This is a genomic window from Phycisphaera sp. (genome assembly GCA_025916675.1).
Taxonomy (GTDB): Bacteria; Planctomycetota; Phycisphaerae; order Phycisphaerales; family UBA1924; genus JAHCJI01.
On sequence record CP098402.1, the window covers coordinates 2562644 to 2578665 of the forward strand.

Sequence of the window (16022 nt, forward strand, 5' to 3'; positions counted from 1 at the left end):
TTACGCTTACTTACCGGCGTGCGTAACACCCGTCGGCCATAAAAATCCGCCCGCGCGACATCCGGGCGTGGCCAGCCAGCCCATCAGCCCACGTCGCTGAGCTCAAGCATCGGCATAATGAGTCCGATAGCCACAAACGCCACCACCAGGGCCAGCACCATGAGCATGATCGGGCCCACCAGCGCAACCGCCGTCGAGAGCAGCCGCTCGACCCGCGTCTCGATGGTCTCGGCGATCGTCTCGAGCACGTCGGCCAGGTTGTTGGCGCTCTCGCCCACCGAGATCATCTCGATCACGTCCTCATCGAACAGGCCGCTTACCCCCAGCGGGCCGGCCAGGGGTTCGCCCGATCGGACCGCGTCGGCCGCCTCGGCCACCGCCTCCTTCAGCAGGATGTTGCCGGCCGCATCCTCGGCGATGCGCATCGCGGCCAAGACCGGCACGCCGTTGGCCAGCATCGTGCCGAAGGTCCGGCAGAACCGAGCCACCGCGATGCTCCGCACCAGCGGACCGATCACTGGGGCCCTGGTCTTGGCGGTCTCGATCGCCCTGGAGACGTCGGGCCGCTTGCTCAGCCGCCACGCGAGAACCACGAGGATGGCCAGCACGATCGCCGTGATCGGCCCCTTGGTCGTCACCGCGTCGCTGATCGCGAACAGCACCACGGTGATGGGCGGCATCGGGTCGACCTGCTCGAGGATGTCGCCAAACATCGGCAAGAACAGCCCGAAGATGATGCCCAGCACGCTGACGCCCACGAACACCAGCACCGCCGGGTAGGCCAGCGCCCCGAATAGCTTGGCCCGCATCTCGGCCTGGGCCTTCACCATGCCCGCCAGCCGAACCAGCACGGGCTCGAGGCTGCCCCCCTTCTCGCCCGCACGCACCATCGCGATGTGGGTCTGGGGGAAGACCCCTTCTTGGGCGGCCATCGCGTCGGCCAGCTCCTCGCCCCGCGACACGCCCTCGGCCAATCCCCGGAAGATCTCGGCCCGCCGCGGCTTGCTCTTGCCCCGAGCCAGAAGGGTAATCGCCCGCATCAGCGGCACGCCCGCCCGCAGCAGGTCGGCCACCTGCTGGTAGGCCGTGGCCAGTTGGCGGGGGCCCAACCCCTTGGGCCTCAAAGACGCCCGCGGCTTCTCGGCCTCCACCTGCACGGGCACGAGGCTCCGGTCGGCGAGTTCACCCAGGATCGCCGCCTCGCTCGCCCCGGCGAGCTTGCCGGCGACGGCCTGCCCGTTGGCGTCGACTGCCTGGTAGCGGAAGGTTGGCACGGGTCAGGATACGCGTTCGGCCGCCAGCCCGCACTCGGGGCATGTGTGGATGCCTGCTCCCAGCTCGTACCCACACGCCACGCACCGCCCGCGCATCATGCGCCAGCACAGGCGCATCCATCGCAGCAGCACCATCATCCCCAGCGTAAGTGCCGCGTAGAAGGCACTGTTCATCACCAACCCAGGCCACCACACCCCGTAGGGCACCGGCCAGGTTTCACCGAACGCGCGAGGCTCCCAGAGTGGCGTGCCGCGGTTGGCGGGGTGCGAGCCGTCGGTGGTCGTCGCATACGCCGTACGCATCGGCCAGCCGACGGCATAGACCGCCGCCTCGCCCTCGCCACCGACCAGCTCGAGTTGCGCGTAGCGAGGCCGCGGATCCGCGGTTACTTGCTGCATTGCCGGCCGGCTGGCATACGCCCGGAGTTGGTAGTTGCCGAACGGTGCCCGGCGCTTGGCTTCCCAGATGGTCGCCAATGGCCCGTCTTGTCGCTGGTATCGCACGCCGCTGGTCTCGTCGTAGAACCGGGCACCCTTGTCCCACGCACCGTTGATTCCGATCGCTCTGGGCAGGCGGGCCGCCACCGCCGCCACCGGAACGCTCGCCACCGCAAGCACCACGCCCAGCACGAGCGCTACCGCGATCAGCCGGATGGACAGGATGCGTGGACGCGACCGCATTGGTTCGATGCAGGACCCGGATCAGCCCTCCAGCGCCTCGTCGATCGCCGCCTGGATCGCCGGGTCGTCGGGACTCGTCCTGGGGTCGAATCGCGCGATGACGGTGCCGTCCTTGCCCACCAGGTACTTGGTGAAGTTCCACGTTGGCTCGCCGCCCTGCTTGCTGAGCGTGGCGAACAGCGGGTGCGCGTTGTCGCCCTTCACCTCGGCCTTGGCCGCGATGGGATACGTCGCGCCCATGTCGGCGCAAAACTCGGCCGCCTCGGCCGTCCCGAGCGGCTCCTGGTTGAAGCTCGCGCTCGGGAAGGCGAGCACGGTAAACGACTTGCCCGCGTTGGCCTGCTGGAGTGTTTCGAGCTGGCCCACCTGGGGCGTCAGCCCACACCGGCTGGCGGTGTTGACCACCAGCACGACCTGCCCTTGGTAGGCGTCCATGGAAGTCGTCGAGCCATCGGCCATCTCGAACCCGACGCCGCGGACAGACGGGCCATTCTGGGTGTCGGTCGTCGTGCCATCCATGGTGATGCCCTCCTCAGGCGTGCGATAGGTCGTGTCCGTGTCGCCGTCGCCCGAGCAGGCGGTCAGCACGAGCAATGACGAGGCCAGCGAGGCCGTGAGTGCGGTCTTCATGAGCATGTGGAATCCCTCCGTTGCGTCTCCCCTGGATGAGCCCAGGGGCCCAATCGTACTACCCTCACGTGTGAGCGGATCCACGACCCAAACGAAGGCCATCGAACTCGTCCGGACCACGCGATTCTGCGTGAACGATCCCTCGTTCGGGGATCCCGCGGGCCACATCGAGGCCGACCCCAACGGCTACGCCGGCAGGCCCTCGATGCGCGGGCTGGGGCGGTACTACAGCGTCGACGTCACAGCCCGCGGCGAGCCCGACCCGGTGACGGGTTACCTGATCGACATCAAGGCCATCGACCAGGCCGTGCGCGACGCCGTGGTGCCACTCATCACCCTGGCCTGCCACGACGACCCGGCGTGCGAACCGGCGATGCTGCTGCCCGAGCTGATGGCCGACCTCGAAGCCGCGCTGCCCGTCACGCTGGCCGCCCTGCGCTGGAACCTGACCCCCTATTCGAGCATCACCATGAACGCCACATCAGCGACCACCGTCGTCCTGCGCCAACGCTTCGATTTCGCCGCCGCCCACCGGCTGCACGTCGACAGCCTCAGCGACGAAGAGAACCAGAAGCTCTTCGGCAAGTGCAACAACCCCAGCGGCCACGGGCACAACTACCAGGTCGAGCCGGCGGTCGAAGCTTCATTGCCAGAAACCGGCACGATGCCCTTCACGATGCAAGACCTCGAGCGGCTGGTCGATGAGACGATCATCGCGCCCTTCGACCACACAAACCTGAACATCGACCCGCCCGACTTCAGCCAGGCAGGCGTCAACCCGAGCGTTGAGCACATCGCACGCGTGTGCTACGAGCGGCTAGCCGAGGCGATCGAAGCGACGAACTCTGGAGCTCGGTTGCGTGAGGTCACGGTGTGGGAGACGGATCGCACGCGATGTACGTATCCCTCGCCGTAACACCCGGGGCCGGTGCGGGCCCGCTCTCGACCGGCTTGATCTCGTCCGGTCGCATGATCTTGCGACGCCAAGCCGACGGGCTCTCGCCAAGCAGGCACCCGAACGTCTGCGTGAAGTGGCTGTGGCTCGAGAAGCCCGTCGCGTGCGCAACATCGGTCAGGGCCATGCCCTGCGCGATGTAGTCAAGGGCCGCGGCAATGCGTAGCGCCGTCAGATACTTATGCACAGTCTGCCCCGTCCAGTGCCGGAACGTGCGCGCGAGATGGAAGGGTGAAACGTCCAGCTCATCGGAGAGGTCGTCCAGCGTAAGGCGATCGGCATACCGCTGGGCCAGCACGGCCTTGGCGTTCTCGGCCAAGTCCCGGTGCGCCCGGCGTGTGGGCTCGGTCACGGCGGCCGAGCGACGCTGCTTCGCGCTCACGCCCGGCTCGAGCGCACGACGGAAGACGTCAAGCACCGCCTCGCCCAGGCCGAGCGGATCGGACGAGGGGTCGGCCAGTTGCGTGCTCAGGCGCCGCTGGTCCCGATACAACTCGGGCGGGCACGTGGTGTGCGTGAACGGCGCGAGCGACTCGGGGCTCTCAGCTTTCAGCCCAAGGCTCCGCGCGATCTCGATAGCGACGTGGGGAACGACGCTGAACCACTCGCACCGATCGCCGCGATCGGTGAGCGCGCGGCGCTTATACGGACGCAGCGCGTTGTACACCATGGTCGTGTTCGGGTCGGCAACGACGGGCTCGGCGTCGTCCTGGATGATGATCACCGGGTCGCGCGCGAACACCACCGTGGGCCAGAAGATTGGCCCCGTGTCGGCAAAGCCCGGCCAATCGACCGGCAAGCGAAAGCGGCCGTGCAACCAGTCACGGTCGGCGACCACCAACTCGTTGGGGCTGACACCGGGCCTGCCTCGCAGGCGGTGGAAGCGCGACGCGTCCCGTTCACTCATCCTCATCACAGAGAGTCCTTACCCCGGCCGGTCCGTCCGGTAGCCGTCGCTCATTGGCAAGCTTCTTACAATTCGAAGGGCTCGGCGACCTCGGCGAGGTGGCTACGAGCGGGCCCTGCGGGGCCGTCGATCCTTCGGCGGCTCGCCCCCCAGAGCACCCCCTATGGTGTTGGGATCGGAGCCGCAGCCCTTTTGTACTGTGCCGCGCATCGGAGGTTGCGGCTGTCGGGATCCGATGCAACTTCGCGCTCTACAAGCAAGATTATGAAAGTGATCCAGGCCCCTCATCGGTCATGCTGAGAGGGCTGGGGTTGCCCCAAACAGCCCCGTCTACCAATTGCACAGACCCAAGGAGCCCCCAATGCAACCCGTCCCCAATCGCCGCCTCAGTGGCCTGCTGTCCATCCTGGCCGCCTGCCTCGTGCCCATCGAGAGTGCCCGCGGCCAATTCGTCGAACCCGACGTGCGCGTCCACTTCGAGGTCTCCGGCGACGGCCGGTTTGGCTGGGCCATATCGGAACTGGCCGACATCGACGGCGACGGTGCGATGGAACTGATCGTCGGGGCACCCTTCGTCAACGGCGTGGTCGGTGCGGGCGACGGCCGATGCGTGGTGTACTCCGGTGCCAACGGCGATGTGCTGATGGACCTCTCGGCGGATGGGCCGGGCGAGAACTTCGGGTGGTCGGTCGCCGACGCGGGCGATGCCAACGGCGACGGCGTCAGCGACGTGCTCGTGGGCGCACCCCGGCGCGACGCGCAGCGCGGTGCCGTCTACGTCTTCTCGGGTCACCCGGACTCGCGCGGGGCCCTATTGCAGCGTGTTGACGGCCAACGAGCCGGTGAGAGCTTTGGCTACGCGCTCGCTGGCCTGGGCGACGTGGATGGTGATGGCACGGGTGAGGTTGCCATCGGCGCACCGCAGAGCGACTCGGGCGCGGGCGTGCTCAACGACGGACGCGTGTATGTCGTGAGTGTCATGGACGCGAGCGTGCTGCACGACATCCCCGGGCCGGTAGCGGGTGCGCAGCTCGGCCGGGGCATCGGCCGCATCGGAGACATCGACGGAGACGGCGCAACCGACTTCGCCGCCTCGGCGACCAACGCGCAGCGCGCCGAGGTGTTCTCCGGGGCCACCGGCGAGCCTTTGCTGGTACCGCTGCTGCCCGACACCACCGCGGGTGCGTTCGGCGACTTTTTCGTCGGACCGGCGGGCGACGCCAACGCCGATGGCATCCCCGATATCTACGTCGGCGACTATGCCGCAGATGGCAATCGCGGCCGCGTCCACGTCTACAGCGGTGCCAACGGATCACCCCTGTGGCAGCGTGGTGGTGGCGTGGATGGCATCGGGCGCGGGCTCGGCTGCGGGCGCTCCGCCGGCGACGTGAACGGCGACGGGCACGACGATATCGTCGCCGGCTCGTATCTCGCGGGCCAAGCCACCGTGTTTTCGGGGGCCGACGGCTCAACGCTCCGCTCGATCAGCGCCACCTCACCCGCTGGGCAACTCGGCTTTGATAGCGTCGGTATCGGCGACGTCACCGGCGATGGGCTCGCCGATCTCGCGATTTCGGCCGCGGTTGGCGACACCGTGTACGCCATCGCGGGCAACTGCGACGCCGACCTCGACGGAGACGGCCAGGCGACCATCTTCGACTTTCTCGCGTTCCAGAACGCCTTCGACGCCGGCGACCCGATCGCCGATTTCGATGGGGACGGCGACCTGACGATCTTCGACTTCTTGGCCTTCCAGAACGCGTTCGACATCTGCGCCGATGGTTAGCCGGCCGTCACCGGCTCGGCCTTGCCGGCCATGGCCGCGTACTCCTGCAACGGCCGCACCGACCAGTCACCGGCGCGCAGGGCGGCGATGGCGTCCACCGCGGCCCGCGCAGCCGTCGCGGTCGTGATCATCGGGATCGAAAGCCGAACCGCGGTCGAACGGATGCGGCCCTCGTCGGTCTCGCTGCCGCTGGCCGTGGGCGTGTTGATGACCAGATGAATATCGCCGCTGGTCATCATGTCGATGACGTTGGGCCGCGCCCCCGTGGCGATCTTCTGCACCAGGTTCGTGCGCACGCTGTACTTGGCAAGGAAGTCGGCCGTGCCGCCCGTGCTGTAGATCACGAAGCCCATGGCCGCCAAGCCGCGCACGACCGGCAGGATGCCGGCCTTGTCGGCATCGCGCACCGAGACGAACACCGCCCCGGCCGTCGGCAGCGTGTTGCCCGCCGCCATCGCCGCCTTGGCCAGCGCGAGTGGTGGTGAGGCGTCGATGCCCATCACCTCGCCCGTGCTTCGCATCTCCGGGCCCAGCACGAAGTCGACCCGTGGGAATTTCTGGTGCGGAAAAACCGGGGCCTTCACGGCATACGCGCCGGTATCGGTCACTTCCTGCACATCCAACTCGTCGAGCGACTTGCCCATCATCACGCGAGCCGCGAGGTTGGGCCAGGGCACGTGCGTGGCCTTGCTCACGTACGGGGCGGTCCGGCTCGCGCGAGGGTTGACCTCCAGCACATACACCACGTCGTCCTTGATCGCAAGCTGCACGTTCATCAGCCCGCGGACCCTAAGCGCCGCGGCTAATTTCTGAGCGGCATCACGCACCTTCTCGATCGTGCGCGGCGGCAGCTCGTTGGGCGGCAGGAAGCACGTGCTATCACCGCTGTGCACGCCCGCGTGCTCGATGTGCTCCATGATGCCGCAGATGATCGCCCGGCCATCGTCCGTCTTTCCGGTTGGATCGAAATCGGCGATCACGTCCACGTCGACCTCGGTCGCGCCGTCGAGGAACTTGTCGATCAGGATCGGCGCATCCTGCAAGCCGCCGTCGAGCCCGGCACTCTGCACCGCATTATCGACAAACCGCCGCAGCGCCGACTTGTTCTGGCAGATTTCCATGCCACGCCCGCCCAGCACGTAGCTCGGCCGGACGAGCACCGGGTAGCCGATCTCCGCGGCGATCGCCTCGGCCTGCTCGCGCGACCGCGCGATGCCGCTGGCCGGCCGGGCCAGGCCGACGTCCTCCAACAAATGGTCGAACTGGTCGCGATCCTCGGCCAGGTCGATCGAGTCGAGGCTGGTGCCGATGATGGGCGTGCCCGCGAGCGCCAGGCCGTGGGCCAGGTTCAGCGGGGTCTGCCCGCCGTACTGCACGATCGTGCCCGTCAGGTTGCCATCGATATTGAGCGCTTCGGTCACGTTCAGCACGTCCTCGAGCGTCAGCGGCTCGAAGAACAGCAGGTCGCTCGTGTCGTAATCGGTGCTGACCGTCTCGGGATTCGAGTTGATCATCACGCTCTCGATGCCGAGCTCTCGCGCGGCGAACGCGGCGTGGCAGCAGCAGTAATCGAACTCGATGCCCTGGCCGATGCGATTGGGCCCGCCGCCGAGGATCACGACCTTGGGCGCATCGGTGACGCGTACCTCGCTGTCGTACACCTGAGAAGCGGCACCGTGCTCGTCGTACACCGTGACCGGGTTTTCGTACGTCGAGTAATAGTACGGCGTGGCCGCTTCGAACTCCGCGGCGCACGTGTCCACCAGCTTGAACGCCGGCGTGATGCCGAGATTCTTGCGATGCTCGCGCACGCTCAGGATCGTCTCGCTGCGGATCGCGTCGAGGTACACGTTGGCGAGTTGCGCGTCGCTATACCCCAGCCGTTTCGCCGCACGCAGCACATGCTCGGGCACATCACCAAGCTGCTCGTAGCCCAGCAGCGTGTCCTCGAAAGCCACCAATTCGGCGATCTGTCCCAGGAAGAATGGATCGATCTTCGTGTGCTGGTAGATCCGATCGATAGACCATCCCATCTTGAGCGCGTAGCGGACGTAATACAGCCGCCCCTGGCTGGGTACGGCAAGCTTCCGCGTCAGCTTCGTGTCGTCGATGGGCCACTCGATGGGCTGCCCGTCGGCCGTCCGAAGGCCCGTGGCGCTGGCGATGTGGTCGCTCTCGCCCGGCGCGGCGAAGTCGAGCACCAGCTGCTCGCGCTCGATGGCCCGCGTGGCCGTCAGCCACTTATCGTTGCGATCCAGCCCGAGCCCGAACCGCTTGACCTCCATCGAGCGGATCGCTTTTTGCAGGCTCTCCTTGAACGTCCGGCCGATGGCCATCGCCTCGCCCACGCTCTTCATCTGCGTGGTCAGCGTCTCGTCGGCCTCGGGAAACTTCTCGAACGTCCACCGCGGCATCTTGGTCACGACATAATCGATGCTCGGCTCGAAGCACGCGCTGGTGGTCGCGGTAATGTCGTTGCGCAGCTCGTCGAGCGTGTAGCCGAGCGCCAGCCGGGCGGCGATCTTCGCGATCGGGAAGCCCGTGGCCTTGCTGGCCAGCGCGCTGGAGCGCGACACGCGCGGGTTCATCTCGACCACCACGAACTCGAACGATTCGGTGCCGTCCCCACCATCGGACACGTTGGGCGTGGGGTTCGGGTTGACGGCGAACTGCACGTTGCTGCCGCCGGTCTCCACCCCCACCGCCCGCACGACCGCGAAGGCCGCGTCGCGGAGCACCTGGTACTCCTTGTCGGTGAGCGTCAGGATCGGAGCCACCGTGATCGAATCGCCAGTATGCACGCCCATGGCGTCGATGTTCTCGATGCCGCAGACGATGACACAGTTATCGTTCTTGTCCCGGACGACCTCGAGCTCGTACTCCTTCCAACCCAGCAGGCTCTTGTCGATCTGCACCTGGCCGATCATGCTGGCGCTCAGCCCGCGTGTCACCTGCTGGCGGAATTCCTCGGTGTTGTACGCCACGCCGCCGCCCCAGCCGCCCAGCGTGAAAGCAGGCCGGACGATGGAAGGAAGCCCAAGTTCCTCGAGCGCTTCCATCGCCTCGTCCAGCGTCGTCACCGTTCGCGATGGCGCGAGCGGCAGGTCCTTGCTCTCACACACCTTCCGGAACGCCTCACGGTCCTCGGCGCTGTGGATCACCTTGCGGTCGGCCCCGATCATCTCGATGTCGAACTCTTCGAGCGTGCCGTCATCGTGCAGGGCGCAGGCGCAGTTCAGGGCCGTCTGCCCGCCCAAGGTCGGCAGGATGGCATCGATGCCCAGGCCACCGCTGGCCGTATCGCATTCCTTCTGGATCACCTTCCGAACGCTCTCGGGCGTAATCGGCTCGATATACGTGCGATCCGACAGGCTCGGATCGGTCATGATCGTCGCCGGGTTGGAGTTCACCAGCACCACGCGGCAGCCCTCGGCCCGCAGCGTCTTGCAGGCTTGGGCACCGGAATAGTCGAACTCGCAGCCCTGCCCGATGACGATGGGGCCGGACCCGAGCACCAGGATAGTGCGAATATCTTCTCGTTTGGGCATCCCGAGGGCTTCTCCAGAGGTCTTCCTGACCCATCTGCGCTCGCCGTAAGCCGGCGGGGACGCGGGATTCGCGCCCCGGGAGGCATGGTATGTCCGCAGCCCTTGCGCTTCCTTTGAAAAAGCCGCCCATCGACAACTCTGGCTCACGCCTCGCGCTGCGGTGGTCGATAACCCCCAAAGCCAGCGCGGCCAAACCCACACCGGCCGCTCGTAAACGACAGCGCCCCTGGGCGCTCCCAGAGGAGACTCCACCATGCGTCGAATCATGACCGCTGGCCTGATTGCCACCGCCGGCATGGGCTGCCTGACCCCCGCCGCCCACGGCGACGATCTGTTCCGCGTGGTGGTGAACCCAGACGACCCGATGGTCGGCAGCCTCATCGTGGGCGGATCGTCCGTGCCCGACCTGGTCGAGGACCTGCTGGACACCCAGGGCGCGTTCGATCGCTTCAATGGCGAAGACTTCGCCGCCTCGCTCCGCTACGCCGGCGTCGACGATGCCATCAGTTTCACGCTGAGCGACGACGGAGACCGGGCCACGCTCCAGTTCCTGGGACGCGATGGCGCACCGCTGGTCTTCACCACCGACGCCACCGGCGACGTCGAGGACCAGATCGTCGATTTCCTCGAGAAGGAGGGATCCGCAACGGTCGCCGACTTCCTTAAGGAAATCAACCAGAGGTCACTGGTCGCCGTCACCGACGGCAACCCCCAGTCCACCACCGCCACCATGGGCGCGTACAAGTACAACCGCTTCGGCAAGCACCAGGACCTGACCCGCATCGAACGCCGCATCATGCGGGGCGAGATCGTCGAGACCGCCAGCCCGAGGCCCGGCGCCTTCCGCATCCTGGGCCAGGAGCAGGACGGCGGCATGCAGGCCGTGGGCGATACCACCGGCTTCAACCAGGACCAGGGCCAAACCCAGGGCCAGGACGATTCACTCGGCGAGGGGCCGCCCGTCGGCGCCGCCCACGTGCAGTGGTTCAAGCCGGGCTCGGACAGCGGCCTTCGCCTCCGCTTCGATGCCCAGGCCGGCATCTCGGATGCCGACGGGCTGAGCAGCACGTTCGTGAACCTCTCGGGCAGCGCCGAGTATCGGGTCAACCGATTCTGGGGCGTCGCGCTCTCGGTGCCCATCAGCTACTACGACGTCGAGGGTGCCGACGTCGTCACGCTCGGTGCCCACCTGGACATTCCCATCCGCCTCATCCAGCAGGACGACGGCAAGGGCTTCACCCTCCAGGTTTCTCCCGGCGCGCTCATCGCCGGCTCGGGCAGCTACGAGATGGTCTCGGGCGGCCTGTTCTGGGGCGTGGGCGGCACCGCACTGGCCAGCTACGAGATCGACGACTGGCTCTTCAGCGCCGCGGCCACCTACACGCACTTCGATTCGATCTCGCTGGAGATCAGCGAGTTCGAGTTCGACCCCGACCTGACCCAGGACTTCGTCCGCGTGGGCGGCAAGGCGTCTTACCACATCGGCGACAACGCCTACGTCTTCCTCGGTGCCAGCTACTCCGACTTCCTCGACGACGCCGCCGTCGATAATTACTACAGCCCCACCGCCGGCCTGGGCTTCCGCACCGGCGGCGGCTTCAACGTCCGCCTTGCCTACGAGGGCGACTTCGGCGACGACTACGAGGCCCACAAGGTGCAACTGGGCGTGCAACTGCCGTTCTAACCCGAATCCAACAACCAACACAACACGAGGCCCGGGCGCAAGCCCGGGCTTTCTTCTAACCTTACAATAAAACAGCCGGGCAGGAAACTTCCCACCCGGCCGGTCACTCTCAATCCATCCCTGGGGGTTCACCAGGGCTTGGCGATCACATCACTGCGCGTTCTCGGCGCTCTCACCCATCACGAAGTCCTTGACCTCGACCTGGGGCATCACGCCCACGGCGTCGCCGTCCTCGAGCATCGGTTGCTCCACGCCGTCCTCGTCGTCGAGGCCGTCGGCCGACATCGGTGCCAACTGCACCAGCGGCTTGACGCGGATGTCCTGGTAGTCCCGGAAGCCGGTGCCGGCGGGGATCAGGTGGCCCAGCAGCACGTTCTCCTTGAGGCCGATGAGGTGGTCCGACGCGCCCTTGAGGGCGGCCTCGGTCAGCACCTTGGTGGTCTCCTGGAACGACGCACCCGACAGGAAGCTCTCGCTCTGCAGGCTGGCCTTGGTGATGCCGAGAAGCAGCGTGCGGCCGACGGCCGGCTTGGGCTTCTTGGCCTTGCAGGGCTCCTTGCCCTCGGCTTCGGCTCGCGCGTTGGCCTCCTTGATCTCGTCGCGGGTGTACATCTGCCCGACGCGGAGGTCGGTGTCGCCCGTCTCGACGACGCGGCCCATGCTGAGGATCTCGCGGTTCTTCAGGCTGAAGTGGTAGCGATCGACGACCTCCTGCGGCAGCAGGTCGGTGTCGCCGGCGTTCTGCACCTGCACCTTGCGCATCATCTGGCTGAGGATCAGCTCGATGTGCTTGTCGTTGATCTTCACGCCCTGGGCCCGATACACGTTCTGCACCTCTTCGAGCATGTACAGCCACACGGCCTCTTCGCCCTTGATTCGCAGGATGTCCTTGGGGTCCAGCGGGCCTTCGGTGAGCTGATCGCCCGCGTTCACGAAGTCGCCCGTATGCACGCGAAGCTGCTTGTCGCGCGGCACGTGGTGGTCCTTCTCGATGCCCGAGTCGGACACCACGCGGATGGTGATCTTGCCCTTGCGCTTGTCGCTGTAGATCTCGATGCTGCCCGAGATCTCGGCCATCACGGCCGGGTCCTTGGGCTTGCGGGCCTCGAAGATCTCGGTCACGCGGGGCAGACCACCGACGATGTCCTGGCTGCGCTCGGCCTGGCGGGGCTGGCGGGCGATCATCTCGCCGGCCTTAATAGCCTGACCATCCTGCACCTCGATACGCGCCTTGGCCGGCAGGTAGTGGAAGTCCAAAATCTGGCCGCTCTCGTCGACCACGTTGATCTGCGGCGAACGCGTGCCCTTGTGCTCGATGACCACGAAGGCCTTCTTGCCCTGGCCCGCGTCGTCCTCACGCACGGTCTGGCCGATCTCGATGTCCACGAACTGAATGAGCCCGCCCTTCTCGGCCAGAATTGGCGTGCGGTGGGGGTCCCACTTCACCAGCGACGTACCCTTCTTGACGGTCTCGCCCGGCTTCACGTAGATCACCGCACCGTAGGGCATTTTGCTCTTGTCGAGTTCGCGACCCTTGTCGTCGAGGATGGCAACCTCGCCGTTCCGCTTCAGCGAGATGAGGATCTTGTGGCCGTCCTCGTCCACGCCTTCCACCTCGGCACAATCACGAAGCTCGATGGTGCCGCCGAACGTCGCGCGGAACTCGCTCTCGGCCACGTCACGCGTACCGATACCACCGGTGTGGAACGTGCGCATCGTCAGCTGCGTGCCCGGCTCACCAATCGACTGGGCGGCGATGATGCCCACGGCCATGCCCTCTTCGACGATCTTGCCGATGGACATATCCATGCCGTAGTCCAGCACCGAGCAGCCCGTGCGGCTCTCGCTGGTCAGGGGGCTGCGGACGAAGACCTCGCCGATGCCGATCTCGTCGATGCGGGCGGCGGCCTCTTCGGAGATCATGTCGTTCGCGGCGACGATCTGCTCGTCGGTCACCGGGTCCACGATCGAGTGCAGGCTCACGCGGCCGAAGACCTGCTCGCTGAGCGGGACGTCGACCTGCTCACCCTTGTACACGGCGCGCTTGGGGATGCCGCGGCGGCTGCCGCAATCGGTCTCGCCGATGATCACCGACTGGGCCACGTCGCAGAGCTTGCGCGTGAGGTAGCCCGAGTCGGCCGTCTTGAGCGCGGTATCGGCCAGGCCCTTGCGAGCACCGTGCGTCGAGCTGAAGTACTCCAGCACGCTCAGGCCCTCGCGGAAGTTGGCCCGAATCGGCGTCTCGATGATCTCGCCGCTGGGCTTAGCCATCAATCCACGCATGCCGGCGAGCTGCATCATCTGGCTCACGTTACCGCGGGCACCCGAGTCGCTCATGAGGTACACCGGGTTCAGGTACGCCGCCGCGCTCATGTCGTCGATCGGGGCCTCCTGCCCGTCCGGCAGGCGGCGATCGTTCTTGAGCGTCTCGATCAGGCTCTTGGTCACCTTCTCGCGGCAGCCCGCCCAGATGTCCAGCAACTGGTTGTACCGCTCGCGCTCGGTGATGATGCCGCGGTCGTAGTTCTTCTCGACACGGTCGACCTTCTTCTGGGCCTCGGCAAGCAACTCCTGCTTGTCGGCCGGAACGCGCATGTCGGTCACGCCGAAGCTCAGCCCGGCCACCGTCGAACGCTTGAAGCCGATCTCCTTGAGGCGGTCGAGCAGGTCGATCGTCGCGGGCTTGCCCGAGACGCCGAACACGTCATCGATCACGCGGGCGCAGCCCTTCTTGCCCAAGGCGCAGTTATAGAACGCCATGCCCGGCTCGAGGATCTCGCTGAATAGGCAGCGCCCGGCGGTCGTCACGATGCGCCGGTTCTCGGCCAGCGGCTCGACCGGACCGCCCTGGCTTTGCACCACTTCATTGAACAGTTCGAGACGCACGACCACGCGGTCGTGCATCTTGATCTTGCCCTGCTCGAACGCCAGGATCGCCTCGGAGCGATCCTTGTACGTGGGCAGGTCCTTCATGGCCTTGCCCGCGTCGGGTGCCATCAGCGTCAGGTAATACACGCCCAGCACGATGTCCTGGCTGGGCGAGATGATCGGCTGGCCGTTGGCCGGGCTGAACACGTTGTGCGTGCTCAGCATCAGCACGTGCGCTTCGGCCTGGGCCTCGACGCTCAACGGCAGATGCACCGCCATCTGGTCACCATCAAAGTCGGCGTTGAAGCCAGTACACACCAGTGGGTGCACCTTGATGGCGTTGCCTTCCACGAGCACCGGCTCGAAGGCCTGGATGCCCATCCGGTGCAACGTCGGGGCGCGGTTGAGCAGCACGGGGTGCTGGTCAATGACTTCCTCGAGGATGTCCCACACCTCCGGGTCGCGACGCTCGAGCATCCGCTTGGCGCTCTTGATCGTGTCGGCCAGGCCATGCTCGCGCAGCTTCCGGATGATGAACGGCTGGTACAACTCCAGCGCGATCTTCTTGGGAAGGCCGCACTGCCAGAGCTTGAGCTCCGGACCGACGACGATCACCGAGCGGGCCGAGTAATCGACACGCTTACCAAGCAGGTTCTCGCGGAAGCGGCCCTGCTTGCCCTTGATCATGTCGGTCAACGACTTCAGCGTGCGGTTGCTCGAACCGACCACCGGGCGGCGGCAGCGGGCGTTGTCGAACAGGTTGTCAACAGCCTGCTGCAGCATCCGCTTCTCGTTGCGGATGATGACCTCGGGCGCGTTCAGGTCCATCAGCTTCTTCAACCGGTTGTTGCGGTTGATGATGCGGCGGTACAGGTCGTTCAGATCGCTCGTCGCGAAGTTGCCGCTCTCGAGCAGCACCAGCGGGCGCAGGTCGGGCGGGATCACGGGGATCACGTCCATCACCAGCCACGAAGGATCGTTCTCGCTCTTGCGGATGTTCTCGACCAGCTTCAGCCGCTTGGCCAGATCCTTGATCTTCTGCTTGCTGCGGGTCTCTTTCAGCTCCTGGCGGAGCTGGGCCGCCAACTCATCCAGATCGAGCCGGTCGATCAGCTCGCGGATGGCCTCGGCCCCCATCATCGCCCGGAAGGCGTTGCCGAAGGCCTGCACCGCTGCGCGGTACTTGTCCTCGGTGATGATCGTCTGGCCCTCGATCTTCGTGCCGTCCTCGAGCGCCAGCCCGGGCTCGGCCTCGATGATCACGTAGTCCTGGTAGTAGATCACCCGCTCGAGCTCGGTCGTCTTGAGCCCGAGCAGCGTGCCCAGGCGGCTGGGCATGCTCTTGAAGAACCAGATGTGCACGATCGGCGACGCGAGGTTGATGTGCCCCATGCGCTTGCGGCGCACGCGGCTGTGGGTCACCTTCACTCCGCAGCGGTCGCAGATGATGCCCTTGTACTTCACCCCGCGGTACTTGCCGCACGCGCACTCGTAGTCACGCTCGGGGCCAAAGATCCGCTCGCAGAACAGCCCGTCCTTCTCGGGGCGGTACGTGCGATAGTTGATCGTCTCGGGCTTCTTCACCTCGCCATAAGACCACGCCCGGATGTCGTTGGGCGAGGCCAGCGTCACCTTGACGGCGGAGAAGTCGTTGATACGGTCGTACACGGTTTCGGCCATGTGTGCCTC

9 protein-coding genes are annotated in these 16022 nt (G+C 66.3%); 3 read left to right on the plus strand and 6 right to left on the minus strand.

Annotated elements, in window-relative coordinates; all coding sequences use genetic code 11:
* Nucleotides 1-83: 83 nt before the first annotated feature.
* From NCW75_10925 to NCW75_10935, 3 genes are read right to left on the minus strand one after another with little or no spacing between them, the layout of a single operon-like run.
* Nucleotides 84-1274, minus strand: a complete 1191-nt coding sequence (locus NCW75_10925) for a type II secretion system F family protein (GenBank protein UYV11809.1) — start codon at nucleotides 1272-1274, stop codon at nucleotides 84-86.
* Nucleotides 1275-1277: 3 nt separating this feature from the next.
* Complete coding sequence (locus NCW75_10930; protein UYV11810.1) at nucleotides 1278-1955, minus strand: hypothetical protein; 678 nt, start codon at nucleotides 1953-1955, stop codon at nucleotides 1278-1280.
* 21 nt (nucleotides 1956-1976) lie between these two features.
* Entirely contained in the window at nucleotides 1977-2591 is a 615-nt protein-coding gene (locus NCW75_10935; GenBank protein ID UYV11811.1) for a glutathione peroxidase, read from the minus strand.
* A gap of 64 nt (nucleotides 2592-2655) precedes the next feature.
* Between NCW75_10935 and NCW75_10940 the strand changes: the two genes are divergently transcribed.
* Nucleotides 2656-3501 carry a 6-carboxytetrahydropterin synthase gene (locus NCW75_10940; GenBank protein ID UYV11812.1) on the plus strand — a complete coding sequence of 282 codons (846 nt, stop codon included), beginning with the start codon at nucleotides 2656-2658 and terminating at the stop codon, nucleotides 3499-3501.
* On the opposite strand, the gene NCW75_10945 is transcribed toward NCW75_10940, so the two are convergent.
* Complete coding sequence (locus NCW75_10945) at nucleotides 3452-4453, minus strand: AraC family transcriptional regulator (protein UYV11813.1); 1002 nt, start codon at nucleotides 4451-4453, stop codon at nucleotides 3452-3454. The two genes, NCW75_10940 and NCW75_10945, sit on opposite strands and share 50 nt — an antisense overlap.
* A 355-nt stretch (nucleotides 4454-4808) precedes the next feature.
* Here NCW75_10945 and NCW75_10950 point away from each other — a divergent pair, with 355 nt between their 5' ends.
* Nucleotides 4809-6233 (plus strand): FG-GAP-like repeat-containing protein, encoded by a 1425-nt coding sequence (locus NCW75_10950; GenBank protein UYV11814.1) that lies wholly within the window; start codon nucleotides 4809-4811, stop codon nucleotides 6231-6233.
* Here the strand turns inward: NCW75_10950 and carB are convergent.
* The gene (carB, locus tag NCW75_10955; protein UYV11815.1) at nucleotides 6230-9781 is read right to left on the minus strand and encodes a carbamoyl-phosphate synthase large subunit; all 3552 of its coding nucleotides are present in this window, start codon (nucleotides 9779-9781) and stop codon (nucleotides 6230-6232) included. The genes NCW75_10950 and carB overlap by 4 nt on opposite strands.
* 253 nt (nucleotides 9782-10034) lie before the next feature.
* On the opposite strand from carB, the gene NCW75_10960 reads away from it, so the two are divergent.
* Complete coding sequence (locus tag NCW75_10960; protein ID UYV11816.1) at nucleotides 10035-11465, plus strand: hypothetical protein; 1431 nt, start codon at nucleotides 10035-10037, stop codon at nucleotides 11463-11465.
* Between the two features lie 150 nt (nucleotides 11466-11615).
* Here NCW75_10960 and rpoC read toward each other — a convergent pair whose 3' ends face one another.
* Nucleotides 11616-16013, minus strand: coding sequence for a DNA-directed RNA polymerase subunit beta' (rpoC, locus tag NCW75_10965; GenBank protein UYV11817.1), 4398 nt, complete (start codon nucleotides 16011-16013; stop codon nucleotides 11616-11618).
* Between the last annotated feature and the right edge of the window lie 9 nt (nucleotides 16014-16022).

What these genes read in the sequence shown, in the direction of transcription:
- NCW75_10950 (UYV11814.1), top strand. Translation starts at nt 4,809, where the DNA reads ATGCAACCCGTCCCCAATCGCCGCCTCAGTGGCCTGCTGTCCATCCTG.
- carB (UYV11815.1), bottom strand. Translation starts at nt 9,781, where the DNA reads ATGCCCAAACGAGAAGATATTCGCACTATCCTGGTGCTCGGGTCCGGC.
- NCW75_10960 (UYV11816.1), top strand. Translation starts at nt 10,035, where the DNA reads ATGCGTCGAATCATGACCGCTGGCCTGATTGCCACCGCCGGCATGGGC.
- NCW75_10930 (UYV11810.1), bottom strand. Translation starts at nt 1,955, where the DNA reads ATGCGGTCGCGTCCACGCATCCTGTCCATCCGGCTGATCGCGGTAGCG.
- NCW75_10945 (UYV11813.1), bottom strand. Translation starts at nt 4,453, where the DNA reads ATGAGGATGAGTGAACGGGACGCGTCGCGCTTCCACCGCCTGCGAGGC.
- NCW75_10935 (UYV11811.1), bottom strand. Translation starts at nt 2,591, where the DNA reads ATGCTCATGAAGACCGCACTCACGGCCTCGCTGGCCTCGTCATTGCTC.
- rpoC (UYV11817.1), bottom strand. Translation starts at nt 16,013, where the DNA reads ATGGCCGAAACCGTGTACGACCGTATCAACGACTTCTCCGCCGTCAAG.